This window comes from Aquabacterium sp., from assembly GCF_049274795.1.
Taxonomy (GTDB): Bacteria; Pseudomonadota; Gammaproteobacteria; order Burkholderiales; family Burkholderiaceae_C; genus Aquabacterium.
Genome location: NZ_JBASTH010000121.1, coordinates 39,116 through 63,396, shown reverse-complemented (window position 1 = coordinate 63,396; position 24,281 = coordinate 39,116). Strand labels below are relative to the sequence as shown.

Annotated in this window: 19 protein-coding genes; 11 read left to right on the top strand and 8 right to left on the bottom strand. The window is 67.2% G+C overall.

What is annotated here, in order from left to right; translation table 11 throughout:
- Nucleotides 1-14: 14 nt before the first annotated feature.
- Nucleotides 15-719, bottom strand: coding sequence for a GntR family transcriptional regulator (locus WAQ08_RS20825; RefSeq protein WP_422194395.1), 705 nt, complete (start codon nucleotides 717-719; stop codon nucleotides 15-17).
- A gap of 218 nt (nucleotides 720-937) precedes the next feature.
- On the opposite strand from WAQ08_RS20825, the gene uraH reads away from it, so the two are divergent.
- Genes uraH through WAQ08_RS20810 form a run of 3 tightly spaced genes read left to right on the top strand, consistent with a single transcriptional unit; the run spans nucleotide 938 to nucleotide 3,127 of the window.
- Nucleotides 938-1,303 carry a hydroxyisourate hydrolase gene (uraH, locus tag WAQ08_RS20820; RefSeq protein ID WP_422194413.1) on the top strand — a complete coding sequence of 122 codons (366 nt, stop codon included), beginning with the start codon at nucleotides 938-940 and terminating at the stop codon, nucleotides 1,301-1,303.
- 15 nt (nucleotides 1,304-1,318) lie between these two features.
- On the top strand, nucleotides 1,319-2,650 hold the full coding sequence (locus tag WAQ08_RS20815) for a urate hydroxylase PuuD (RefSeq protein ID WP_422194394.1): 1,332 nt from the start codon (nucleotides 1,319-1,321) through the stop codon (nucleotides 2,648-2,650).
- Nucleotides 2,651-2,689: 39 nt separating this feature from the next.
- The gene (locus tag WAQ08_RS20810; protein ID WP_422194392.1) at nucleotides 2,690-3,127 is read left to right on the top strand and encodes a GFA family protein; all 438 of its coding nucleotides are present in this window, start codon (nucleotides 2,690-2,692) and stop codon (nucleotides 3,125-3,127) included.
- 78 nt (nucleotides 3,128-3,205) lie between these two features.
- On the opposite strand, the gene WAQ08_RS20805 is transcribed toward WAQ08_RS20810, so the two are convergent.
- From WAQ08_RS20805 to xdhA, 4 genes are all read right to left on the bottom strand, one after another.
- Entirely contained in the window at nucleotides 3,206-4,624 is a 1,419-nt protein-coding gene (locus WAQ08_RS20805; RefSeq protein ID WP_422194390.1) for an 8-oxoguanine deaminase, read from the bottom strand.
- Between the two features lie 51 nt (nucleotides 4,625-4,675).
- A complete protein-coding gene (gene xdhC, locus WAQ08_RS20800; RefSeq protein WP_422194388.1) occupies nucleotides 4,676-5,599 on the bottom strand; it encodes a xanthine dehydrogenase accessory protein XdhC in 924 nt (307 codons plus the stop codon).
- A gap of 87 nt (nucleotides 5,600-5,686) precedes the next feature.
- On the bottom strand, nucleotides 5,687-8,032 hold the full coding sequence (gene xdhB / locus WAQ08_RS20795) for a xanthine dehydrogenase molybdopterin binding subunit (protein WP_422194387.1): 2,346 nt from the start codon (nucleotides 8,030-8,032) through the stop codon (nucleotides 5,687-5,689).
- Between the two features lie 18 nt (nucleotides 8,033-8,050).
- On the bottom strand, nucleotides 8,051-9,601 hold the full coding sequence (gene xdhA / locus WAQ08_RS20790) for a xanthine dehydrogenase small subunit (protein ID WP_422194386.1): 1,551 nt from the start codon (nucleotides 9,599-9,601) through the stop codon (nucleotides 8,051-8,053).
- A gap of 129 nt (nucleotides 9,602-9,730) precedes the next feature.
- Between xdhA and WAQ08_RS20785 the strand changes: the two genes are divergently transcribed.
- From WAQ08_RS20785 to WAQ08_RS20755, 7 genes are all read left to right on the top strand, one after another.
- The gene (locus tag WAQ08_RS20785) at nucleotides 9,731-10,735 is read left to right on the top strand and encodes a LysR family transcriptional regulator (protein WP_422194385.1); all 1,005 of its coding nucleotides are present in this window, start codon (nucleotides 9,731-9,733) and stop codon (nucleotides 10,733-10,735) included.
- A gap of 96 nt (nucleotides 10,736-10,831) precedes the next feature.
- Entirely contained in the window at nucleotides 10,832-12,148 is a 1,317-nt protein-coding gene (gene guaD / locus WAQ08_RS20780; RefSeq protein WP_422194383.1) for a guanine deaminase, read from the top strand.
- A 71-nt stretch (nucleotides 12,149-12,219) separates the two neighbouring features.
- Nucleotides 12,220-13,761, top strand: coding sequence for an ABC transporter ATP-binding protein (locus WAQ08_RS20775; RefSeq protein WP_422194381.1), 1,542 nt, complete (start codon nucleotides 12,220-12,222; stop codon nucleotides 13,759-13,761).
- Nucleotides 13,748-14,809 (top strand): ABC transporter permease, encoded by a 1,062-nt coding sequence (locus WAQ08_RS20770; protein ID WP_422194379.1) that lies wholly within the window; start codon nucleotides 13,748-13,750, stop codon nucleotides 14,807-14,809. The genes WAQ08_RS20775 and WAQ08_RS20770 overlap by 14 nt, the downstream gene beginning before the upstream one ends.
- The gene (locus WAQ08_RS20765; protein WP_422194378.1) at nucleotides 14,806-15,741 is read left to right on the top strand and encodes an ABC transporter permease; all 936 of its coding nucleotides are present in this window, start codon (nucleotides 14,806-14,808) and stop codon (nucleotides 15,739-15,741) included. The genes WAQ08_RS20770 and WAQ08_RS20765 overlap by 4 nt, the downstream gene beginning before the upstream one ends.
- A 62-nt stretch (nucleotides 15,742-15,803) precedes the next feature.
- Nucleotides 15,804-16,976, top strand: a complete 1,173-nt coding sequence (locus tag WAQ08_RS20760) for a BMP family ABC transporter substrate-binding protein (protein WP_422194376.1) — start codon at nucleotides 15,804-15,806, stop codon at nucleotides 16,974-16,976.
- Nucleotides 16,977-17,100: 124 nt separating this feature from the next.
- A complete protein-coding gene (locus WAQ08_RS20755; protein ID WP_422194374.1) occupies nucleotides 17,101-18,156 on the top strand; it encodes an adenosine deaminase in 1,056 nt (351 codons plus the stop codon).
- On the opposite strand, the gene WAQ08_RS20750 is transcribed toward WAQ08_RS20755, so the two are convergent.
- On the bottom strand, nucleotides 18,137-19,012 hold the full coding sequence (locus WAQ08_RS20750) for a DODA-type extradiol aromatic ring-opening family dioxygenase (protein ID WP_422194372.1): 876 nt from the start codon (nucleotides 19,010-19,012) through the stop codon (nucleotides 18,137-18,139). The two genes, WAQ08_RS20755 and WAQ08_RS20750, sit on opposite strands and share 20 nt — an antisense overlap.
- 152 nt (nucleotides 19,013-19,164) lie before the next feature.
- Between WAQ08_RS20750 and WAQ08_RS20745 the strand changes: the two genes are divergently transcribed.
- Nucleotides 19,165-21,774: an ABC transporter permease gene (locus WAQ08_RS20745; protein WP_422194370.1), complete on the top strand. Its 2,610-nt coding sequence runs from the start codon at nucleotides 19,165-19,167 to the stop codon at nucleotides 21,772-21,774.
- A 57-nt stretch (nucleotides 21,775-21,831) separates the two neighbouring features.
- Here WAQ08_RS20745 and WAQ08_RS20740 read toward each other — a convergent pair whose 3' ends face one another.
- A complete protein-coding gene (locus WAQ08_RS20740) occupies nucleotides 21,832-22,416 on the bottom strand; it encodes a chemotaxis protein CheW (protein ID WP_422194368.1) in 585 nt (194 codons plus the stop codon).
- Between the two features lie 172 nt (nucleotides 22,417-22,588).
- The gene (locus WAQ08_RS20735) at nucleotides 22,589-24,127 is read right to left on the bottom strand and encodes a methyl-accepting chemotaxis protein (protein WP_422194367.1); all 1,539 of its coding nucleotides are present in this window, start codon (nucleotides 24,125-24,127) and stop codon (nucleotides 22,589-22,591) included.
- Between the last annotated feature and the right edge of the window lie 154 nt (nucleotides 24,128-24,281).

Sequence of the window (24,281 nt, the reverse complement as noted above, 5' to 3'; positions counted from 1 at the left end):
AAAAGCAAAAGGGATCAGGGCGTGCCGAGGGCGTCTTCCAGGCGCAGGCTCGGCACGCGGCGGCGCTCGGTGAGCTGGCGTTCCACCGTCAGCAGGTGCTCGTCGATCAAGGCCGCGGCCTTGTCGGCGTCGCGGGCTTCGATGGCTGCGAGGATGTCGGTGTGTTCGGCGTTCGATGCCTCGGCGTCGTCGGCCGACTGGTACATCAGCGTGATCAGCGAGCAGCGCGAGACCAGCTCCTGGATCAGTTCGACCAGCACCTGGTTGCCAAGCACCTCGGCCATGCGCACGTGGAAGTCGAACAGCAGCTTGGTGCGCGTGGCCACGTCGATGCGTTCCACCGCCTGGCGCTCTTCCTTCACGTGGGCCTTGAGCAGGCGCAGATCGGCCGGCTTGAGCCGCGCGATCAACTGACGCACCATCTGCCCCTCGACCATGCGGCGCACGGCGAACACCTCGCGCGCTTCTTCAATGGAGGGCTCGGCCACAAACGCCCCCCGCGCAGGCTCCAGCCGCACCAGCTTCAACTGCGACAGCCTGAACAGAGCCTGACGAACGATCGTGCGCGACACACCGAAGCGGTCGCCCAGCTTCTGCTCGACCAGCTTGGCGCCGGGCAGCAGCCGGTGCTCGACGATGGCGCGGGTGACGGCCACCACGATGTGTTCGGTGCTGGAGCCCGAGGGCAGGGCCTCATCGTCGGGTTCGTTGGCTGGCATGGATGTGGATGACACGGCTCGCACGGAAGCGCGTGTTGTTTGGACCACCTCGTCGGTGGCCTTTGTGGCAGATTTCTTGCGTGCGACACTCATCGTGGTTAAAGTGTATACAGTTTTGTGAACCGCTTGCAACCCAGTGATTGGATCCTTTCGTGTCTCAAGCAAATTCTCAGCCCGGCGTCCAGCCTGATCGCACGCCTGAGGCCCATTCTGGTCGATTGACGACCCACGTGCTCGACACGGTGCTTGGCGGCCCCGCCGTGGGCATGCACATCGAGCTGTATGTGCGCGAGGCCACATCCGACGGTTGCGCCAATGGCCGCTGGCTGTCGCTGCGCAGCGTGACCACCAACGACGATGGCCGCATCGACGGCCCGCTGCTCAGCGGCGATGACTTCAAGCCCGGCTGCTATCGCCTGGTCTTCGATGTGGAAGGCTACTTCCGCGCACGCGGCACGGCTTTGCCCACACCGGCTTTCTTGGGCAAGGTGCCGCTGGATTTCGGCATTGCTGACGCGCAATCGCATTACCACGTGCCCCTGCTGGTGAGCCCGTGGTCGTATTCCACCTACCGTGGCAGCTGACGGAAAGACGCAGTGATGATGGAGATGTCTCCCCTGTTGGTCTACGCGCTCGATTGGGCCAACCTGTTGTTGAAATGGGTGCACGTGATCGTGGCGGTCGCGTGGATCGGTTCGTCGTTCTACTTTGTGATGCTGGACAACAGCCTGGTGCCGCCGACTGATCCGAATCTCAAAGAGAAGGGCGTGGGTGGTGAGCTGTGGGCTGTGCACGGCGGCGGTTTCTACAACCCGCAGAAGTACCTGGGCGCGCCCAAGAGCATCCCCGCCAATCTGCATTGGTTCTACTGGGAAAGCTATTCCACCTGGCTCACGGGTTTCGCGCTGTTCACGGTGATCTACCTGTTCAACGCCGGCACCTTCCTGATCGACAAGTCCGTGTACGACTGGTCAGCAGGCGTGGCGGTGGGGGCGGCGCTGGGCTTCCTGGCCGGCTTCTGGATCATCTATGACCTGGTGTGTCGTACCTTGGGCAAGGGCACCAAGGGTGACGAGGTCGTGGGCATGGTGCTGTTCGGCGTCGTGGTTTTCGCGGCGTGGCTGGCCTGCCAATTGTTCGCGGGGCGTGCGGCCTTTTTGCTGGTGGGCGCGATGATGGCCACGAGCATGAGTGCCAACGTGTTCTTCTGGATCATCCCGGGCCAGCGCAAGGTGATCGCGTCCATGAAGGCCGGCCAGCCGGTGGACCCGGTGCACGGCCAGCGCGGCAAGCAGCGCAGCGTGCACAACACCTACTTCACGCTGCCGGTGCTGTTCGCGATGCTGAGCAACCACTACAGCTGGGCCTACAGCCATCCGCAGAACTGGTTGGTGTTGGTGTTGATCATGCTGGCCGGTGCGCTGATCCGCCAGTTCTTCGTGGCGCGGCACAAGACGGAAGTGGCTGGTAAGCCTGCGCCCTGGCACTGGGCCGTGGCCGGTGTGGTGGTACTGCTGGGCGTGGCGGTGTGGCTGGCGCCCAAGCCGGTGCCGCCAGCGCCTGTCGCTGCCGTGCCCGCTGTGGTGCCTGCACAGCCTGCATCGGGGGGCTCTGGCGTTGACGCGGCTTCGGCTGCCGCTTCGGCCGACGGCGCTTCTGCTGCCGCGACGGTGGTCGCGCCTGCCGCACCCTTGACCCAGTTCCAGCAGGTGCAGGCCATCGTGACCCAGCGCTGTGTGATGTGCCACAGTGCTGCCTTGGCCAACAAGGGTGTGATGCTCCACACGCCAGAGCTGGTCAGCCAGCACGCGCAGCAGATCTACCAGCAGGCCACGGTGCTCAAGACCATGCCGCTGAACAACGCCACGCAGATCACCGATGCGGAGCGTGCCCTGCTGGGCAAGTGGTACCAGGCTGGCGCGCCGAAGTGATGTTGGCGTGATGCCGGCTTGATGGGGTAGGCTTGGTGCATGAGCACCGAGCCTTCACTACCGTCAGCGTTGGCGCCGATCCATCAGGGCGGCTGCCTCTGCGGTGGCATCCACTTCACGGTCAGCGGCGCCTTGCCGCCGATCCAGGTCTGCCATTGCGGCCAATGCCGGCGCGCGCAGGGCGGGCCTTTCGCCACCAACCTGCCAATCCAGGAAAGCCAACTGCACTGGCTGAGCGGGCAGGATCTGGTCCAGACCTACGATTCATCGGACGACAAGCAACGCTGCTTCTGTCGACGCTGCGGTTCACCCTTGTTCAGCCGCCGGGCCTCCTTGCCAGGCGTGTTGCGACTGCGCGCTGGCTTGCTCGAAGGTGACTTCGGCAGCCGCGTCGCGCTGCACATGCACTGGGCCTCGCGGGCGCCGTGGTGGCCAGAGGATGACGATGGCACGTCACACCACGATGCAGGGGTCTGACAAGGCGCGCGGTATATACGCGATTGGCAACCCAGGCCGGTTCGGTTTTGCCTGAGGCGGTTTACCTGGCTGGAGCGTTCAGATGCCGGCCAACTGCCGCGCCAGCTTGTTGTGCCGCTCCACCATCGGCCCCTGGTCGATCAACGTCAGCTCGCTATGGTCGGCCACCACACGGCCATTGACGATCGTCCATGCAGTGCTCACGCTGTGGCAGAACAGCAGTGAGGCAACCGGATCGTGCACCGCACCGCCCGCCATCGCCAGCGTGCGCAGATCGAAGATGGCCAGGTCCGCTGCCATGCCGGGCTTGATCTGGCCGATATCGTCGCGTCCCAGCACCTCGGCGCCGCCGCGCGTGGCGACGCGCAAGGCATCACGCGCGCTCATGTCCGACGGGCCGTGGTCACAGCCGAAGGGCTCCAGGCTGCGTCCCACGCGCGCCAGCAACATGGCCTGGCGCGCTTCGGCCATCAGGTGGCCTGCGTCGTTGCTGGCCGAGCCGTCCACGCCCAGGCCTACTGGCACGCCAGTATTCACCATGCGCCGTACGGGCGCGATGCCGGAGGCCAGACGCATGTTGCTGCACGGGCAGTGGGCCACACCCGTGCGCGTGGCGGCAAAACGGCTGATGCCGTGCTCATCGAGCTTCACGCAGTGGGCATGCCACACGTCGTCGCCCAGCCAGCCCAGTGATTCAGCGTACTCGGTGGGCGTGAGCTTGAAGCGCTCCAGGCTGTAGGCCACGTCGTGGTCGTTTTCGGCCAAGTGGGTGTGCAGGCGCACGCCCCGCTTGGCCGCGCGCGCCAGCACGGCGGATTCGCGCATCAAATCGGGGCTCACTGAGAACGGCGAGCACGGTGCCAGTGCGATGCGCACCATCGCGAGGCGGTCGCTGTCGTGGTGCGTGTCGATCAGGCGTTGCGATTCGCGCAGGATGTCGGCCTCGCGCTCCACCAGATGGTCCGGCGGCAGGCCGCCGTCGCTCTCGCCCACGCTCATCGAGCCTCTGCTGGCGTGAAAGCGCATGCCGATGGCCTTGGCCGCTTCGATGCTGTCGTCCAGCCGCACGCCGTTGGGGTAGATGTAGAGGTGGTCGCTGCTGGTGGTGCAGCCGCTGTGCAGCAGCTCGGCCATGGCCAGCTGCGTAGAGGTGTGCACCATGTCCGGCGTCAGGCCCGACCAGATCGGGTAGAGCGTGCGCAGCCAGCCGAACAGCTCCGCGTTCTGCGCGGCCGGGATGGCGCGCGTCAGGCTCTGGAACATGTGGTGGTGCGTGTTGACCAGGCCAGGGATGACGACGTGGCCGCGTGCGTCGATGGTGCGGGTGGCGCGGGCCAGCAGCTCGGCGGGCAGGGTGTCGGTGGGGCCGGCGGCGATGATCTCGTTGCCGCGGATCAGCACGCTGGCATGGCGCCATTCGGTGCCTTTGTCGTCCATGGTGGCGACGCACTCGGCGTCCTTGATCAGCAGCGTCGGGGTGTCGTCGGGTGAGGTCATGTGGTGATTTTTGTATGGGGCGTGATGTCAGTCACGGCTTGTGGGACAGGCCTAATGACTGGCCGATGGCGGCGCCAGTTGCAGCAGCTGGCCGACCACCGACACGGCGATCACGGCCGGCTCCTTGCCGACGATGCCCGGCAGGCCGATGGGACAGGCGATGCGTGCGATCAGTTCGGGCGCGTGGCCGCGTGCCTGCAGGCGGTGCTCGAAGGCGGCGCGCTTGGTGCGCGAGCCGATCAGGCCCACCCAAGCTCGGCCCAGGCGAATATCCTCGCGCCGCAGCAGCGCATCGACGATGGCGAGGTCCAGGTCATGGCGGTGCGTGAGTACCAGGTGCAGGCTGGCCGGTGGCGCGTAGGCCACCTCGGCCGCCGCATCCTCTGTAGGCAGGCAGCGGATGTGCGGCGGCAGGGCGGCCAGGTCGCGACCAGTGGGCAGGCCCAGCGTGGCTTCGTCGCCGGGCAGGGCTTGCGGCGAATCGTCCAGCCGCTGGTCGATCCAGCGCACCTCGCAATCGATGTCGGCCAGCAGCTTGACGATGGCTTGGCCGACGTGGCCGGCGCCGTGCAGGTCCAGCCTGAAGCGCGGCGCCACGGCCGGCCAGCGCGTCAAGGCCGTCGAATCCAGCGGATCGAAGGCCAGCACCACCACACCGCCGCAGCACTGGCCCAGCGTGGGGCCGAGCGCGAAGGTGTGCGTCCAGGCAGCGAGCGTCTTCCCTGTTTGAGCTGATGAGGCACTGCCCTGGGCATGTTCGCGCAGGGCCTGGCGCGCCATCGCGATGGCCTGCCACTCCAGATGGCCGCCGCCGATGGTGCCTTGCGCCTCATCGAGGCACACCAGCATGCGCGCGTCTGTTTCACGCGGGGTGGAGCCGCGCACCTCGCGCACCTGCACCACCAGCGCGGGCGTGCCATCGGCCAGCCACTGGCGCGCGGCCTGGTGCAGGGCGGTGTTGCTCAGGGCGTTCATGGCGTGCTCGTCCCCGCTTCATGCTGGCAGGGATGAGGCGTCGTGTTGCCCGTGCCGATGATGGTCTGCATGGGCAGCATATGCCGCTCAGGCACCTGCCCGCACCGCCGCCTTCACGGCATCGACCGCATCCAGCAGCGCTTCCGACGTGGCCGGTGCTCGCAATGGCGGGTTCACCTTGTGCCCGCCCACGCTCGACACCGCATCGCGCAGCGCGAAGAACACGGAGAAGGGCAGCAACAGCGGCGGCTCGCCTACGGCCTTTGATCGGTAAATCGTGTCTTCTACGTTGCGGTTGTCGAAGAGCTTGACGCGGAAGTCCTCGGGGCAATCGCTGGCGGTCGGGATCTTGTAGGTGGACGGTGCGTGGGTCAGCAGCTTGCCCGTCTTGGGGTGCCAGTACAGCTCTTCAGTCGTCAGCCAGCCCATGCCCTGGATGAAGGCGCCCTCGACCTGGCCGATGTCCAGCGCGGGGTTGATGGATTGGCCGACGTCGTGCAGCACGTCGGCGCGCAGCAGCTTCCATTCGCCGGTGAGCGTGTCCATCAGCACCTCGCTGCAGGCCGCGCCGTAGGCAAAGTAAAAGAAGGGATGGCCCTGCATGGTCTCGCGGTCCCAGTGCAGCTTGGGCGTGGTGTAGAAACCGTCGGACCACAGTTGCACGCGGGCCATGTAGGCCTCCATCACCACGCCATCGAAAGGCAGGGGGCTGCCAGCCACCTCGACATGGTCATTGGCGAAGTGAATGCTCTCGGCCGGCACCTTGTGCTTCTCGGCCAGGAACTGCGTGAGGCGTTTGCGGATGGTCAGCGCCGCATCCTGCGCGGCCTTGCCGTTCAAGTCGGTGCCGGTGGAGGCGGCCGTGGCCGAGGTGTTGACCACCTTGTGCGTGTCGGTGGCCGTCACGCGCACGCGCTCCAGGCTCAGGCCCAGCGTGTGCGCCACCATCTGCGCCACTTTGGTGTTCAGGCCTTGCCCCATTTCGGTGCCGCCGTGGTTCACCAGCACGCTGCCGTCGGTGTACACATGCACGATGGCACCAGCCTGGTTCAGGTGCACCACGTTGAAGGAGATGCCGAACTTCAGCGGCGTGAGCGCCAGGCCCTTCTTGAGCACGGGGCTGGTGGCGTTGAAGGCATCGATGTCGGCGCGGCGCGCGCGGTAGTCGCTGCTGGCGATCAGCTCGCCCAGCAGCGGCTGCAGCACGTTGTCCTCGACCACCTGGCCGTAGGGCGTGACGTTGTTGGTGTCCACGCCATAGAGGTTGGCCAGGCGCACGTCCAGGGCGTCCTTGCCCAGTTCGCGTGCGATGGAATCCAGCGCGTACTCGATGGCGAAGGCGCCTTGCGGCCCGCCGAAGCCACGGAAGGCCGTGTTGCTCTGCGTGTTGGTGCGCGCGCAGAAGCCATGCATGGCCACGTGCGGCAGCCAGTAGGCATTGTCGAAGTGGCACAGCGCACGGCCCATCACGGGGGCCGACAGATCCGCCGAGAAGCCCGAGCGCGAGACCATGCTCACCTCGGTGCCCAGCACGCGGCCCTCGTCGTCATAGCCCAGGGCCATGTCGTGATAGAAGCAATGGCGCCGGCCGGTGATCATGAAGTCGTCGTCACGATCGGGGCGCAGCTTCACGGGGCGCTTGAGCTTGCGCGCCGCCACGGCCGCGATGCACGCGAACACGCCCGACTGGGATTCCTTGCCGCCGAAGCCGCCGCCCATGCGCCGGCATTCGATCTGCACATGGTGCGAGTGCAGGCCCAGCGCCACGGCAATGTGGTGCTGCATCTCGCTGGGGTGCTGGGTGGAGCAGTACACCAGCATGCCGTCGTTCTCGCGCGGCACGGCGTAGGAGATCTGTCCCTCCAGGTAGAACTGCTCCTGCCCGCCCAGGTCCACGTGCACGTCCAGGCGGTGGGGCGCGGCGGCCAGCGCGGTGGCGGCGTCGCCGCGCACCATGTGCATGGGCGGCACCACGTAGCTCTGGGCGGCGTGGCCTTGCTCCGGCGTCAGCAGCGCGGGCAGTTCCTTGAACTTGATCACCTTGGATGCGGTGGCGGCGGCGCGGCGCGCGGCCTCGCGATCAGCCGACAGCACCGCGAACACGGGCTGGCCCAGATACATCAGCTCGCCATCGGCCAGGATGGGGTCGTCGTGCGTGATGGCGCCGCAGTCGTTGACGCCGGGGATGTCGGCGGCGGTGATCACGGCGACCACGCCCGGCATCGCCTTGACGGCGTCCAGGTCGATGCCCAGCAACTCGCCATGGGCCACGGGCGACAGGCCCAGGGCGCAGTGCAGCGTGCCTTGCAGTTCGAGGATGTCGTCGGTGTAGGGCGCGCTGCCGGTGACGTGCAGGTGCGCGGATTCGTGGTGCTTGCTCTGGCCGGCGGCGCTGGCTGCCTGCTTCAGGAAGGGTTCGACGGTCTGGTTCATGGTGTGTACCTCCTGCGCTCAGACCGTGGCGGGCCACACCTGGATCACATCGGCCTTCAGGGGCGATGCGGGGCGGGTTTCGAGCCACCAGCGTTCCAGCAGGTTGGCCGCCACACGTTGACGATACGCCGCCGTGGCGCGCATGTCACTAAGGGGGGTGAAATCCTGGGCCAGCGCGGCCTGCGCGGCGCGCAGGGTGGCTTCCGTCCAGGGCTGGCCGACCAGGGCGGCTTCGGCCAGCGGCGAACGACGCGCGGTGGCCGCCATGCCGCCAAACGCCACGCGGGCCTCGGCGATGGTGTCGCCATCCAGGCGCAGCCACAGGCCCGTGCACACGGCGGAGATGTCGCTGTCGCGGCGCTTGCTGATCTTGTAGGCGCGCAGGGCGGAGCCGGCGGCGGGCAGCGGCACGCGCAGCGCCTGCACGAACTCGCCGGGCTGCATCGCGTTCTTCATGTAGTCCAGGTAGAACTCGGACAAGGGCAGGGTGCGCGTGGCCTCGCCATGTCGCAGCACGATCTCGGCGCCCATGGCCAGCAGCACCGGCGGGCTGTCGCCGATGGGCGAGCCGTTGGCGATGTTGCCGCCCAGGGTGCCGGAGTGGCGCACCGGTGGCGAGGCAAAGCGCAGCCAGATCTCTCGCAGCGCGGGCACGTGCTTGGCCAGCAGGCCCCAGGCGTCTTCCAGCGAGGCGCCGGTGTTGATCTCCAGACCCTGCGGTGCGTCGGCCGGTCCCCAGGGCCTGATCGCCTTGAGCTCGTCCACACGGCCCAGGTAAATGATGTCGCCTAAAGCGCGGAACTGCTTGGTCACCCACAGCCCGATGTCCGTGGCGCCGGCCAGCAGGCGGGCCTGGGGCAGGGCGGCGCGCCAGCGGGCCAGTTCATCCAGCGTGCGCGGCGCGATGAAGCGTGCCGTACGCGAAGGATCTGCCGCGTCACGCGCCTCGTAGATGAAGGTGCCGGTGTCCTCGGCCTGCAGGCGCTGCAGGGCCTCGGCCACGGGCGCCAGGTCCAGCGCCACGCGGGGCAGCTTGTACATCTGCTCGGCCGCGTCCAGGATCGGGCGGTAGCCGGTGCAGCGGCACAGGTTGCCGCTCAGCGCATCGGCCGCGTTCTCACGAGACACGGCGTGGTCGTGGTGCTGGTACATGTTCCACAGCGACATCACGAAGCCGGGCGTGCAGAAGCCGCACTGCGAGCCGTGGCAGTCGACCAAAGCCTGCTGGCAGGGGTGCGCCTGGCCGCCGTTGGTGCTGGCCACGTCTTCCACGGTGAACAGGGCCTGGCCGTCGAGCGAGGGCAGGAACTGGATGCAGGCGTTGACGCTCTTGAGGGCGACGCCGCCGGGCGCGCTGGCATCGGGCTGGCCCAACACGACGGTGCAGGCGCCGCAATCGCCTTCGGCGCAGCCTTCCTTGGTGCCGGTGCAGTGGGCGTGCTCGCGCAGCCATTGCAGCACCGTGGTGGTGGGCGGCAGGTGGCTGACGGCGTGGATCTCACCCTGGTGCATGAAACGCACCGGGCGGGGGAAGGATTCTGTGGGGGGCAAGGGGGTGGGGGCGCTCATGGCGAAACTCCAGCAAACGTCGTTCCAGCAAAGGGCCGGTGGAGGCGCGGCGCTTCACCCTTTGGAGGGTATCGCCCCGTGGGTGCTTCGGTATAGCATCAGCCTGATATGTTGTATTAGGGGGATCATATGACCAAGCAAGCTGTTTTCGACAAGATCGATATCTCTCTTATCCGAGTCCTGCACACCGTGATCACCGAATGCAGCGTGTCGCGGGCCGCCATTCGCCTGCAGTCCAGCCAGCCCGCCGTCAGCGCGCAGCTCAAGCGCCTGCGTGACCTGACGGGTGACCCGCTGCTGGTGCGCGTGGGCCAGTCCATGGCGCCCACCGATGTTGCGCTGAGCCTGCTCGAACCTGCATCCATCATCCTGCACAACGCCCAGGCCATGTTCGGCCACAAGAGCAGCGTGCGGGATTTCGACCTGGGCACCACCTCGCTTACCTTCCGCATCGCGGCCACGGATTACCTCGACCCCTTCTTTCTGCCAGAACTCACGCTGCACCTCAAGCGGCAGGCCCCCAATCTGCGCATCGAGTTTGTGCCTTTGTCGGTGGATTTGGACTACCGCCGCAGCCTGTCGCGTGGCGAGGTCGATCTGGTCATCGGCAACTGGCTGGAACCGTCGGACGAACTGCACCTGGGCCGCCTGCTGAGCGACGAGGTGGTCTGCATGGTGTCCGAAGACCACCCCGCCGCGCGCCTGCCGCGCGAAGGCAAGCGTGCCTGGACGGTGGAGCAGTACCTGGCCGCCGAGCACGTGTCACCGCCGGCCCTGCACCCGGGGGGCATCGGCATCATCGACGAGCACCTGTCCATGCAGGGCCTGCGCCGCAACGTGGTGGTGCGCAACCCGCATTTCGCGCAACTGCCCTACATGGTGGCCGGCTCCCTGCTGGTGCTCACTACTGGCCGGCGCTTCTGCGAACGCTATGCCCAGCAGTTGCAGGTCAAGATCATCCGCTGCCCGGTGAGCTTCCCCACGATGAACTACTATCAGCTCTGGCACGACCTGACGCACCATTCCGCCGCCAGCCGCTGGCTGCGTGAACAAGTGCGCGAGGTGGTACGCAATCTGCAGCACGTTCGTCCACCCTGGCGCGCGGAGACGTTGCCGGTGGTTCGGGCGCCCTGACGCCTGTGTGTTTTGGCCCTGTTTGGCCCCTACAATCCCGCCCGTCGCATGCTCCAGCCGCCCACCGCCTCCACACTCAGTGCCGTACCACGCGCTGTGTCTAACGACTCCCGCAAAGTGCTGCGGGGCGATGTCCTGGATTTCACGGCCGATCCCGGTTTCAACGCGCCCGGCGAATCGCCCGGGGTGCGCTTCCGGCCGGATCACCTGGTGCTGATCGAAGGCGAGCGCATTGCCGCCGTGCAGCCGGCCAGTGAGGCCTTGAGCCCGGATTGGCAGATCGCCGAACAGTTGGATCATCGGGGCCGGCTGATCATGCCCGGCTTCATCGACACCCACGTGCATTGCCCGCAGCTGGACGTGATCGCCAGCTACGGCACCGAACTGCTGGACTGGCTCAACACCTACACCTTCCCGGCCGAGCGCCGCTATGTGGATGATGGGGTGGCCGACGAGGGCGCGGAGCGCTTCCTCGAAGCCCTGTGGGCCCACGGCACCACCAGCGCCGTGATCTTCGCCACCGTGCACAAGACCAGCGCGGAGGCCTTGTTCCGCCGCGGCTCCGAAGCCCGCATGCGCCTGATCACCGGCAAGGTGCTGATGGACCGCCACGCCCCCGACGGCCTGCGCGACGATGTAGCCCAGGCCGAGCGCGATTGCGTGGACCTGATCCAGCGCTGGCACGGCAAGGATCGGCAAAGCTACGCCGTGACCGTGCGCTTCGCGCCCACCAGCACGCCCGAGCAACTCGTCATGGCCGGTCAACTGGTGCAGCACCACCCTGGCGCCTACATGCAGACCCACGTGGCCGAAAACCGCGACGAGGTGCGCTGGGTGGCCGAGCTTTTCCCCACGGCGCGCAGCTACCTCGATGTGTACGACCGCGACGGCCTGATCGGCCCGCGCGCCGTGCTGGCCCACGGCATCTGGCTGGACGACAACGACCGCGCCGTGCTGCGCGACCACGGTGCCCAGATCGCGCACAGCCCCTCGTCCAACCTGTTCCTGGGCAGCGGCCTGTTCGACTGGCGCCTGGCCGAGCAATCGGGCGTGAACGTGAGCCTGGCCAGCGACGTGGGGGGCGGCACCAGCCTGTCCATGCTGCGCAACATGGCCGATGCCTACAAGATCCAGGCGATGCAGGGCGTGCGCCTGAGCGCCTGGAAGGCCCTGCATGCGGCCACGGCCGGCGCGGCGCAGCACCTGGGTTTGCATGATGAAATCGGACGCGTCGAGCCGGGCCTGATGGCCGATCTGGCCATTTGGGACACCGCCGTCGGCCCCGTGGCCCTGCATCGCGACGGGCTGGCCCGGGATTTGCACGAGAGGGTCTTTGCCTGGATCACCCTGGGCGATGAGCGCAACCTCGCGGCCACCGTGGTGGCAGGGCAACCCCGGTTTGTCCGCCCTTGACGGCCGCGACGCTTGTCGTATCGTGGGGCCCGCAGTTCCCTGATCCAGCGCACTGAAAACAACGCAACACCATGACCTGGCGGCTCGAACTCCAACACATCACCAAGCAGTACCCGGCGGTCAGAGCCAACGACGATGTCAGCCTCAAGGTCGCACCCGGCGAGATCCACGCCGTGCTGGGCGAAAACGGCGCGGGCAAGTCCACGCTGATGAAGATCATCTTCGGCGCCGTCAAGCCCGACGCCGGCGAGATCCTGTTCAACGGCGAGCGCGTGCACATCAAGTCGCCGCAAGAGGCGCGCGCGCTGGGCATCAGCATGGTGTTCCAGCACTTCTCGCTGTTCGACACCCTCACGGCGGCCGAGAACGTGTGGCTGGGCCTCGATAAATCGCTCAGCCTGGCCGAAGTCACCGAACGCATCAAGCAGGTCTCGGGCGAATACGGGCTCGAGGTTGATCCGCAGCGCCATGTGCACTCGCTGACCGTGGGCGAGCGCCAGCGCATCGAGATCGTCCGTGCGCTGATGACCAACCCGCAGGTGCTGATCCTCGATGAGCCGACCTCGGTGCTGACACCGCAGGCGGTCGAGAAGCTCTTTGTCACCTTGCGCCAACTGGCGGACAAGGGCTGCTCCATCCTCTACATCAGCCACAAGCTCGATGAGATCCGCGCGCTGTGCCACCGCTGCACCGTGCTGCGCGGCGGCAAGGTCACCGGCGAGGTCGATCCGCGCCAGGAGACCAACGCCAGCCTGTCGCGCCTGATGATCGGTGCCGAACCGCCCGCGCTGGAACGCCACACGCCCACGTTGGGCGAAGTAGCTCTGCAGGTGCGCGCACTCGATCTGCCGCGTGTGGATCCGTTCGGCGTGAGCCTGCGCGGCATCGACCTGAACCTGCATGCCGGCGAGATCGTCGGCATCGCGGGTGTGTCGGGCAACGGTCAGCAGGCCTTCATGGCGGCCCTGAGTGGTGAAGATCCGCGCTGTGCACAAGGCAGCATCACGCTGTTCGGTCAGGACATCAGCCGCGCGGCACCCGGCGTGCGCCGCCGCCTGGGCCTGCACAGCGTGCCTGAAGAGCGCCTGGGGCGCGGCGCCGTGCCGACCATGTCCCTGGCCCAGAACACCTTGCTCACCCGCAAGGAAGAAGTGGGCGCGGGCGGCTGGTTGCGCCTGGGTGGCATCCAGGCCATGGCTTCAAGCCTGATCGAGCGCTACAAGGTCAAGGCCGGCGGGCACCCGGCGCTGGCGCGCAGCCTGTCGGGCGGCAACCTGCAGAAGTTCATCATGGGCCGCGAGATCGATGCGCGCCCGAAAGTGCTGCTCGTCTCCCAGCCCACCTGGGGTGTCGACGTGGGCGCCGCGGCCCAGATCCGCGGCGAGTTGTTGAAGCTGCGCGATGCCGGTTGTGCCGTGCTCGTGGTCAGCGAGGAGCTGGACGAATTGTTCGAGATCTGCGACCGCCTGCTGGTCATGGCCCAGGGGCGCCTGTCGCCCAGCATCCCGGCCGGCGAGGCCACCATCGAGCGCGTGGGTGCCTGGATGAGCGGCCTGTGGGACACGGATGCCACAGCATCGGCCAAGCAGGGGGGTGCGCATGTTCAAGCTTGAACCGCGTCCCGCACCTTCGAAGGTGCTGACGCTGGCCTCGCCGCTGATCGCGCTGGCGATCACGGTGGTGATCGGCGTGGTCCTGTTCATGTCGCTGGGCAAAGACCCGGTGGCCGGCCTGCGCATGTTCTTCATCGAACCGCTCAAGAGCGGCTATGCGCTGTCCGAACTGAGCCTGAAGGCCACGCCGCTGATCCTGATCGCCTTGGGCCTGTCGGTGTGCTTCCGCGCCAACCTGTGGAACATCGGCGCCGAGGGGCAGTTCATCCTGGGTGCGATCTTCGCGGGTGGCGTGGCCATGCGCGCCACGCCCGAGACGGGCGCCTGGATCTTCGTGCTCGTGCTGCTGGCCGGCATGGTGGGCGGCATGCTGTGGGCGGCCATCGTGGCGCTGCTGCGTGACCGCTTCAATGCCAGCGAGATCCTGGTCAGCCTGATGCTGGTCTACGTGGCCGAGATGCTGCTGAGCTACCTGGTCTACGGGCCGTGGAAGGACCCGGCGGGCTACAACTTCCCGCAGACCATCACCTTCCTGGATGCGACACGGGTGCCCAAGATTTTCCAGGGCTTCCGGCTGAACATCGGCGTGTTCATTGCGCTGGCGGCGGTGGTGGGCTTCACCATCTTCCTGTTCCGCACGTTCGCGGGCTTCCAGTTGCAGGTGGGCGGCCTGGCGCCGGCAGCGGCGCGCTATGCGGGCTTCTCGTCGCGCAAGGCGCTGTGGACGGCGCTGCTGGTGTCGGGCGGCATGGCCGGCCTGGCAGGCGCGCTGGACGTGGCCGGGCCGCAAGGCCAGCTCACGCCCTATGTGCCGCTGGGCTATGGCTTCGCGGCCATCATCGTGGCCTTCGTGGGGCGCCTGCATCCCGTGGGCATCGTGTTCTCGGCGGTGCTGATGAGCATGTTCTACATCGGGGGCGAACTGGCCCAGTCCCGCCTGGGGCTGCCCAAGGCCCTCACGGGTGTCTTCCAGGGCATGCTGCTGTTCGCGCTGCTGGCCTGTGACACCTTCATCCATCAACGTCTGCGCTGGGTGGCCTCCAAATGACCGGTCTGACCGCTGATTCCCTGGCGTTGCTGATCGCCGCCACGCTCAATGCGGGCACGGTCGTGGCCCTGGCCTCGCTGGGCCTCTTGATCAACGAACGCTCCGGCGTGCTCAACCTGGGAGCCGAGGGCATGATGCTCGTGGCCGCCATTGCCGGTTTCGCGGCGGTGGTCCACAGTGGCAGCGACTGGGTGGGCTTCACCGCCGGCGCACTGGCCGGGGCCGGCATGGCTGCGTTGTTCGGCGTGCTGGTGATCTGGCTCAACACCAACCAGTACGCCACGGGCCTGGCGCTGAGCCTGTTCGGGGCGGGCTTGAGCGCCTTCGCCGGCATCAAGTACACGCAGGAGAAGCTGCCCGAGCGGCCGCACTTCAACATCCCCGGTCTGTCGGATCTGCCTTTCGTGGGCACGGCCTTCTTCAAGCACCACCCGATGGTCTACCTGGCCATCGCGCTGGCCATTGGCATGACCTGGTTCCTGATGCGCTCGCGTGCCGGACTGGTGCTACGCGCCGTGGGTGAATCGCCCGAATCGGCGCATGCGCTGGGCTACCGCGTGCGGCCCATCCGGCTGGCGGCGGTGATGGCGGGCGGTGCGCTGTGCGGCCTGGCCGGGGCCTTCATCTCGCTGTCGTACACGCCGCTGTGGGTCGAGGGCATGGTGGCCGGCAAGGGCTGGATTGCCCTGGCGCTGACCACCTTCGCCACCTGGCGGCCGGCGCGCGTGCTGCTGGGCGCCTACCTGTTCGGCGGCGTGACCATGCTGCAGTTCCAGATGCAGGGGCAGGGCATCCAGATCGCCAGCCAGTGGCTGACCATGCTGCCCTACGTGGCCACCATCGTCGTGCTGGTGCTGATCTCGCGCAATCCGACGTGGATTCGCATCAACATGCCCGCCTCACTGGGTAAACCCTTCCATCCTGGCGTCTGACGGTGCATGATCGCCGCTGGCGTCGTCAGTCTGTATACACATTTCACCCCCTTGGAGATGACATGACCTCTCGTCCGAACTTGTCCAAACGTTCGATGCTCAAGCTGGCCGGCTGGGCCAGCCTGGCCGCCACCGCCGCCCTGGTGGGTTGCGGCAAGAAGGAAGAAGCCGCCGCGCCGGCCGCTTCCGAAGCGGCTTCCGCCGCCCCTGCAGCCGTGGCCGCCAGCGCCCCGCTGAACATCGCCTTTGCCTACATCGGCCCCGTGGGCGATGCCGGCTGGACCTATGCGCACGACCGCGGCCGCCTGGAGATGGAGAAGGAGCTGGGCGACAAGGTCAAGACCACCTTCGTCGAGAAAGTGCCCGAGGGCCCCGAGGCCGAGCGCGTGATCCGTGACTTGGTGGCCCAGGGCAACACGCTCATCATCGGCACCACCTTCGGCTACATGGAGCCCATGCTCAAGGTGGCCGCCGACAACCCGAACGTGAAGTTCGAGCACGGCACCGGCTACAAGACCGCGCCCAACATGCGCACCTACGACGCCCGCACCTATGAAGGCGCGTACATGGCCGGCGTCATCGCGGGCAGCGTCACCAAGTCCAACACGCTGGGCGTGGTGGGCTCGATCCCCATTCCTGAGGTGATCCGCAACATCAACTCGTTCACGCTGGGTGCGCAGAGCGTCAATCCCAAGATCAAGACCAAGGTCGTGTGGGTCAACGCCTGGTTCGATCCTCCCAAGGAAAGCGAAGGCGCGCAGAGCCTGCTGAACCAGGGCGCCGACGTGCTGTTCCAGAACACCGACTCCAGCGCCGTGCTGCAGGCCGCCGAGAAGGCTGGCAAGCACGCCTTCGGCTGGGATTCGGACATGAGCAAGTTCGGCCCGAAATCGCACCTGGCCTCGGCCGTGATCAACTGGGGCCCGTACTACACCAAGGCCGCCAAGGACGCCATCGAAGGCACCTGGCAGACCGGTGGCGTGTGGTGGGGCGTCAAGGAAGGCGCGATCGACCTGGTGTCCATCTCCGACGCTGTGCCGGGTGACGTGAAGGCCAAGATCGAGACGATCAAGAATGGCCTGAAGGACGGCAGCTTCGTGATCTGGAAGGGTCCGGTCGTGGGTCAGGATGGCAAGGAAGTGCTGGCCAAGGACGCCGTCGCCGACGACAAGTTCTTGGGCGGCATCAACTTCTACGTCAAGGGCGTGGAAGGCTCCGTGCCCTCCGGCAAGTGATGAAGGGCATCACGCGGCCACGGTGAACCCCCGACGCGCGTGATGTCAAAGGCCGCCGCTCATCCCGGCGGCCTTTTGTTTTGATCGATGATGGTTTCCCGTTGAGTTGAAAGAGAGCCTCCCCATGAGCGCCGCAGTATCCCCCGTTGCCAACATTGCAGCCGCGCGCCTGCCCGACCTGCTCAAGGCCATGCCCAAGGCCGAGTTGCACATGCACATCGAAGGCTCGCTCGAGCCCGAGCTGATCTTCGCGCTGGCGCGGCGTAATGGCGTTGCTTTGAGCTACCCCAGCGTGGAGGCGCTGCGTGCGGCTTATGCCTTCACGGATCTGCAGAGCTTTCTGGACATCTACTACGCAGGCGCCTCGGTGCTGCTCAAGGAGGATGACTTCCACGACATGGCCTGGGCCTATCTGCTCAAGGCGCAGGAAGACAACATCCGCCACACCGAGCTGTTCTTCGACCCGCAGACGCACACCGACCGCGGCGTGCCGTTCGAGGTGGCGATCAAGGGCCTGAGCCGCGCATGCACGCGCGCCAAGGCCGAACTGGGCGTGAGCGCTTCGCTGATCATGTGCTTCTTGCGCCACCTGTCGGAAGAATCCGCCTTTGAGACGCTGGAGGCTTCGCTGCCTTACCGCGAGCACTTCATCGGCGTGGGCCTGGATTCGGGCGAGCGTGGCAACCCGCCGGAGAAGTTCGCGCGAGTGTTCGCCAAGTGCCGCGAGCTGGGCCTGCACCTGGTGGCCCACGCGGGTGAGGAAGGCCCGGCCCAGTACATCATCGATGCGCTGGACGTGCTGCACGCCGAGCGCATCGACCACGGTGTGCGCTGTGTGGAAGACGCTGACTTGGTCAAGCGCTTGGCCAAGCAGGGCACAGCACTGACTGTCTGCCCGCTGTCCAACATCAAGCTGTGCGTGTTCGACAAGATGGACCAGCACAACCTGGGGCACCTGCTGGCGCAGGGCCTGAAGGTCACCATCAACTCGGATGACCCGGCCTACTTCGGCGGCTACCTCAACCAGAACTTCCTGGAAGTCTTCGACGCGCTGGACCTGGACGCCCAGGCGGCCTACACCCTGGCGCGCAACAGCTTCGAGGCGAGCTTCGTGCCCGAGGCCGACAAGGCCCGCTGGATCGCGGAACTGGACGATACCTTCAAGCGCTTCGCGCAGTGAGCAGGGCGGTCTTGAGGGCCGCGGCGCCGGGCCCGAAGGCATAGGCATCCAGCGCCAGGCAACCGAACTCCACCGCTTCATGCAAGCGCACAGCGGCCTGGGGCTCGGGCTCGGCGCGTGAGGCGCCTGCACCCGCGGCCAGATAGAAGGGCCGCCAGTGCTCGTCGGTGGGGTGCATCTCCACGGCATAGGGCGCTTGGCGGCGGTAGTCCCACAGTGCGGACCAGTCGCCGGCGGTGGCGTGCTCTAGCACCCATTGGCGGAAGGCCGCGCTTTCCGGGTCTTCGGGCATGTCGACCAGACCAGCCTGCAGCCGGCCGCTGCCGAACACGCGCCGCAAGTTGTGCGTGAGGCTGCCCGTGCCGATCACCAGCACATCGGGCGGCAGGCCTTTCAGGGCCTGGCCCATGCGCCACAGGGCCTCAGGGCTGGCCGAGGCCGGCAGGCTCAGCGGCACCACGGGGATGTCCGCCTGGGGCCACATGTGCATCAGGGCGGTCCAGATGCCGTGGTCCAGCCCACCTTCGTTGAGCAACGGCACGTCGAATCCGGCTTGCGCCAGACAGGTCTGCGCCATCTGTGCCACGGCGGGGTCACCAGGCGCGTCGTAGCGCAGTTCGTAGAGCGCGGGCGGGAAACCGCCGAAATCATGGATGGTGTGATGCCGGCTGGCGCCCAGCAGCACGGCGCCGCGGGCCATGGTGTGCGCGCTCATCACCAGCACGGCCCGTGGCCGTCCGCACACCGCGTCGATGGCCGGGCCCAGCGCCTTGAGGAACTTCTGCGTGGGGCTGGGCTCAATGGCGATCATCGGCGAGCCGTGAGAGATGTAGAGCGGTGCGAGCGGCGTGGCCATGATGATCGGCGTGGAAGGGTACGGCCCATCAACCATAGCAGTGGCGGGCAGATCGTGCTGGTGTCAGGATATCGCTCAAACCGCCCGCCAGGCCTTACGCTTGCAGCTTGCGCCCGCTGGCTTCGCCGGGTGTTCTTCTTGGGGTTTCAGACATGAATTCGTGGGTATGGCAACAGATCTGGCGTGACCTGCGCTCCGGCACCTTGCGCTGGCTGCTGCTGGCTGTGGCGCTGGCCGTGGCGGCGCTGGCCGCGGTGGGCCTGTTCGCTGACCGCATCGAGCGCGGGCTGCACCGCGATGCCGCCCAGTTGCTGGGTGGCGATGTGATCGTGCTGGGTGATCAGCCCGTGCCCGATGCCCTGGCCGAACAGGCCGCTGGTCTGGGCTTGCGCACCGCGCGCACCGCCACCTTCCCGAGCATGGCGCGCGCCACGGACGAGCAGGGCGGTGAAACCCGCCTGGTCGCCGTCAAGGCGGTGGATGGTCCCTATCCCCTGCGCGGCAAGCTCACGCTGGGGCGTTGGGCACCGGGCGGAACGGTCGAGCCCACGGGGGCTGCCTCTGCCGGTGGCCCTGCACGCGGCACGGTGTGGGTCGATGCTGGCGTGTTGCAGGGGCTGGGTCTGAAGGTGGGTGATCCCTTGCTGCTGGGCGATGCCACCTTCCGCATCGCTGCCGTCATCGCTGCCGAGCCCGACCGGGGCGGCGGCTTCGTGAGCTTTTCGCCGCGGGTGATGCTGCCCTGGGCCGACCTGCCCGCCACGGGTCTGATCCAGCCCGCCAGCCGCGTGAGCTGGCGCCTGCAGGTGGCCAGCGCCGCGCGCCTGGGGGATGCCGCGTTCGATCCCCAGGCGGTTGGCCGTGCCGGCAAGGCCCAGGCCATCTCCGGCGCCGCGGGCGAAGCCACGCTGCTGCGCTTCACCGTGCAGGCCCGCGAAGAGGCCGCCAAGACACGCGGCGTGCGCGTGGAGACCCTGGATGACGGCCGCCCCGAAATGCGCTCGACCATCGACCGTGCTGGCCTGTTCCTGCGCCTGGTGGCCCTGCTGGCCGCCCTGATGGCTGCCGTGGTGGTGGCCATGGTGTCGCGCGATTTCGCGATGCGCCGCCTGGATGACTGCGCCTTGTTGCGCGTGCTGGGCGTGTCCCAGCGCGACATGATGAAGGCCTACGCGCTGGAACTGCTGGTGATGGGCCTGCTGGCCTCGCTGCTGGGGCTGGCGGTGGGCGGTGCCTTCCACCAGGTCTTCGTGTGGCTGCTGTCTGATCTGGTGCAGGTGGAGTTGCCGCCGCCGGGCTGGTGGCCGGCCTTGCTGGCGCTGGGCGTGGGCCTGGCCCTGACATTGGGCTTCGGCCTGCCGCCGCTGTTGCAACTGGCCCAGGTGCCGGCCCTGCGCGTGCTGCGCCGTGATCTGGGCACGCCCAAGGCCGCGTCCGTGGGCGTGATGGCCGGAGGCGTGCTGGCCATGGTCACCTTGCTGGCGCTGGTGGTGCGCGATCCGTTGATGGCCTCCATCGCCCTGGGCGGTGTGCTGGCGGCTGTGGTCGTGCTGTCGCTGCTGGCCGGCCTGGTGCTGTGGGCCCTGCGGCGCTGGCTGGACAGGCCTTCCGCCGCGACCCTGCCCGTGGTGTGGCGCCAGGCCATCCGTGCGCTGGTGGCGCAGCCGGCCGCCACCATCACGCAGGTGTCGGCCCTGTCGCTGGGCCTGCTGGCCGTGTTCCTGCTGATCCTGATCCGCACCGACCTGATCGCCAGCTGGCGCAACGCCACGCCGCCCGACGCGCCCAACCGCTTCGTGATCAACGTGCAGCCCGACCAGGCCGAGGCCTTCCGCCAGGCGCTCAAGCAGGGCGGTGTCGAGCGTTTCGACTGGTACCCCATGGTGCGTGCGCGCCTGGTGGGCATCAATGGCAAGGCCGTGCGCCCCGATGACTACACCGAAGACCGCGCCCGCCGCCTGGTGGACCGGGAGTTCAACCTGAGCTATGCCGACCAGGCCCCGCGCCACAACGAGGTGGTGGCCGGCCGCTACCGCAGCACGGACACCGGCGCGGGCGAGATGAGCGTGGAAGAGGGCATCGCCAAGACCCTGGGCCTGAAGCTGGGCGATCGCCTGCTGTTCGACGTGGGCGGGCAGCAGTCCGAATCGCGCATCACCAGCCTGCGCAAGGTGGATTGGGGTTCGATGCGCGTCAACTTCTTCGTGATGGCGCCGGTGGCCGACATGCCCGAGTGGCCGGCCACCTTCATCTCGGCCTTCCGTGTAGCGCCGGGCAGCAGCCTGGACCGTGCCCTGGTGAACCAGTTCCCCAACGTGACGGTGGTGGACGTGACCATGTCGGTGGGCCAGGTACAGCGCGTGCTGGACCAGGTGATCCGCGCGGTGGAGTTCCTCTTCCTGTTCACGCTGACGGCGGGCGTGCTGGTGCTGCTGGCGGGCCTGTGGTCCTCACGCGAGCGGCGCGCGGGCGACTGGGCCGTGATGCGTGCCCTGGGCGCCAGCCGTGAGCACCTGGCGCGCGTGCAGCGGCTGGAGCTGGCCAGCCAGGGCCTGCTGGCCGGGGGCATGGCCTCGCTGGCGGCGCTGGCCATTGGCGGCGCGCTGGCCTTCAAGGTGTTCGATTTCCCGTGGGCGCCGCCTTGGTGGGGGCCGCTGGGTGGCGCCGCCGTGGGCGCGCTGCTGGTGATGCTGGCCGGTTGGTGGAGCCTGCGTGGCCTGCTCAACCGCCCCGTGTTGGCCACCTTGCGCCGGGCCGATTGAGCATGAAAAAAGCCGCCCGGCATTGCGCGGGGCGGCTTGGCATGAAAGAGGTGGGCTTCAGCGATCAGCCAGCGCGTTGATCAGGCCCATCTCGGCGCTGCTCATCAGCGACTCGATGTCCATCAGGATCAGCAGGCGGTCGCTCACATTGGCGATGCCGGTGATGTAGGACGTGTCCACGATGGACGAGCTCATCTCCGGCGCGGGCTGGATGGTCTGGTCATTGAGCTGCATCACGTCGCTCACCGAATCGACCACGGCACCGACCACACGGCCCTTGACGTTCAGCACGATCACCACGGTGAAGCTGTTGATCTCGGCCTCGCCCTGCTCGTTGACGCAGTTGAACTTCACGCGCAGGTCAACGATGGGCACGATCACGCCGCGCAGGTTCACCACGCCCTTGAGGTAGGAGGGCGCGTTGGCGATCTTGGTGGGCGGTTCGTAGGAGCGGATCTCCTGCACCTTCAGGATGTCGATGCCGTATTCCTCATTGCCCAGACGGAAGGTGAGGAACTCGCGGCCGGCACTGCCCTGGCGGGTGGGTTGCCTGGGCGTCAGGCCCTTGGGGCCGAAGCCGGAGATCCCGGCGGCGGCGCGTGGCGAGCCGGCTTGCGTGTCTTGAGCTTGTGCTGTTTCCATGAGGCCTCGCTGGCAGGGTGAAGGGGCCGTGGAGCAGGGCACGACCGACCCAGGTGAGAGATGAACTGCCGTGGCACGGTGAACCGCGCCGGCAGCGACTTCTGTGACTATCGGACGGAATCGGGAAAACTGAAACCCTGGCGGCCGTCGGGTGAGCGGCAGGGCTGTTTTTTTACAGGGCGAAAGACGAGATCGAACGGCTCAGGCGGTCGGCCTGTTCGCGCAGGCTGGCTGCGGCGGCGGCCGATTGCTCCACCAGCGCGGCGTTCTGCTGCGTCATCTGGTCCAGCTCGCTCACGGCCTGGTTGACCTGGCCGATGCCCTGGCTCTGCTCGTTCGACGAGGTGGTGATCTCCGTGATGATGCTGCTCACGTGCTCCACGCTGCTCATGATCTCGTGCATGGCCGCGCCTGCGTCGTTGACCAGCCGGGTGCCGGAGTTGACCTTCTCGCCGGAGGCGCTGATCAGCGTCTTGATCTCCTTGGCGGCCTGCGCGCTGCGCTGTGCCAGCGAGCGGACCTCGCCCGCCACCACGGCAAAGCCGCGGCCTTGCTCACCGGCGCGGGCGGCTTCCACCGCAGCGTTCAAGGCCAGGATATTGGTCTGGAAGGCGATGCCGTCGATCACGCCGATGATCTCGTTGATGCGGCGGCTGGCGGTGTCGATCTCGCCCATGTTGCTGACCACCTCGTCCATGAGGCTGGTGCCGCGGCGGGCTGCCTCGGCGGCCTGGCCGGCGAGCTGGTTGGCCTGGCCGGCGGACTGGGCGCTGTGCTGCACCGTGCCGGTCAACTGGTCCATGGAGCTGGCCGTCTGCTGCAGGCTGGAGGCGGTGCTTTCGGTGCGGCTGGACAGGTCCATGTTGCCGCTGGCGATCTCGCTGGAGGCGGTGGAGATGGATTCGGCCGATTCACGCACCTCGCCCACCAGCGTGCGCAGGGCACGCTGCATTTCGCCCAGGCTCAGCAGCAGCTGCGCGGTTTCGTCCTTGCCGGTGGCATCGATGCGGTTGTCCAGGTGGCCCTGGGCGATGCGGTTGGCCAGTTGCTGCGCATCCTGGATCGGGCGGCAGATGGAGACCTGGTTGAGCAGGGTCAGCGGGACCACCACGACCACGGCGATCACCACGGCCGCGATGAACAGCGCCTCGGTGACCGTGACGGCACGCTCCTGCTCGGCCAGGGCCTCGTTGGCCTCGTCCTGCAGCACTTTTTCGATGTCGGCCACCATGGTGTCCAGGCCGTCGGCCTTCTGCACGGCGTCCTTGAGCTTGGTCAGCGCGTCGGTGGAGCTGAGCGAGCCACTGGCCAGCTCGGCCTGCACGCCTTCGATGGCCTGCTGGTAGGCGGCGATGTGCGGCGCGCTGGCGCGCAGGATGACGTTGTCCTCGTCCTCCTCGCCTTCGAGCATGTGGGCAGACAGGGTCTGCAGCCGTTTACCGGCATCACGCCAGGCCTGCAGCGAGCGCTGCACTTCGTCGGCATGCCCGGCCATGATGAACATCTGTTTCTCGTGGCGGCGCATCTGGCCGATCGCTTCACGCAGGTGCGACAGCGTCTGCGTCTCCTCGAAGGAGTGGTGTCTGAAGTCATCGCTCAGGTGCTGGATCCTGAACATGCCGTACAGGCCTGCACCGCCCACCATCGAGAGCAACAACAGCACGGTCACGATGGCACCCTGCATGCGCAGGCGGATCGTGAAACGTCGCATCAATTCCGTCAAAACCATGGTCGTATCCCCAGGGCCGCTGCAATGGGCCCGTCATCCGTTCGCACCAAGCGGCCGAACGCTGCCTGCTTTTCGACACGTGCAAGCGTGACTTGAGCACGGCGAGGGGGTGTCGCCTGTAAATGCGCCGAAATCG

Bases quoted from the DNA above. Each gene is read 5' to 3' on its own strand.
- WAQ08_RS20825 (WP_422194395.1), bottom strand. From the start codon at position 719: ATGCCAGCCAACGAACCCGACGATGAGGCCCTGCCCTCGGGCTCCAGC.
- WAQ08_RS20815 (WP_422194394.1), top strand. From the start codon at position 1,319: ATGATGGAGATGTCTCCCCTGTTGGTCTACGCGCTCGATTGGGCCAAC.
- WAQ08_RS20810 (WP_422194392.1), top strand. From the start codon at position 2,690: ATGAGCACCGAGCCTTCACTACCGTCAGCGTTGGCGCCGATCCATCAG.
- WAQ08_RS20805 (WP_422194390.1), bottom strand. From the start codon at position 4,624: ATGACCTCACCCGACGACACCCCGACGCTGCTGATCAAGGACGCCGAG.
- xdhC (WP_422194388.1), bottom strand. From the start codon at position 5,599: ATGAACGCCCTGAGCAACACCGCCCTGCACCAGGCCGCGCGCCAGTGG.
- xdhB (WP_422194387.1), bottom strand. From the start codon at position 8,032: ATGAACCAGACCGTCGAACCCTTCCTGAAGCAGGCAGCCAGCGCCGCC.
- xdhA (WP_422194386.1), bottom strand. From the start codon at position 9,601: ATGAGCGCCCCCACCCCCTTGCCCCCCACAGAATCCTTCCCCCGCCCG.
- WAQ08_RS20785 (WP_422194385.1), top strand. From the start codon at position 9,731: ATGACCAAGCAAGCTGTTTTCGACAAGATCGATATCTCTCTTATCCGA.
- WAQ08_RS20775 (WP_422194381.1), top strand. From the start codon at position 12,220: ATGACCTGGCGGCTCGAACTCCAACACATCACCAAGCAGTACCCGGCG.
- WAQ08_RS20770 (WP_422194379.1), top strand. From the start codon at position 13,748: ATGTTCAAGCTTGAACCGCGTCCCGCACCTTCGAAGGTGCTGACGCTG.
- WAQ08_RS20765 (WP_422194378.1), top strand. From the start codon at position 14,806: ATGACCGGTCTGACCGCTGATTCCCTGGCGTTGCTGATCGCCGCCACG.
- WAQ08_RS20760 (WP_422194376.1), top strand. From the start codon at position 15,804: ATGACCTCTCGTCCGAACTTGTCCAAACGTTCGATGCTCAAGCTGGCC.
- WAQ08_RS20755 (WP_422194374.1), top strand. From the start codon at position 17,101: ATGAGCGCCGCAGTATCCCCCGTTGCCAACATTGCAGCCGCGCGCCTG.
- WAQ08_RS20750 (WP_422194372.1), bottom strand. From the start codon at position 19,012: ATGGCCACGCCGCTCGCACCGCTCTACATCTCTCACGGCTCGCCGATG.
- WAQ08_RS20745 (WP_422194370.1), top strand. From the start codon at position 19,165: ATGAATTCGTGGGTATGGCAACAGATCTGGCGTGACCTGCGCTCCGGC.
- WAQ08_RS20740 (WP_422194368.1), bottom strand. From the start codon at position 22,416: ATGGAAACAGCACAAGCTCAAGACACGCAAGCCGGCTCGCCACGCGCC.
- WAQ08_RS20735 (WP_422194367.1), bottom strand. From the start codon at position 24,127: ATGCGACGTTTCACGATCCGCCTGCGCATGCAGGGTGCCATCGTGACC.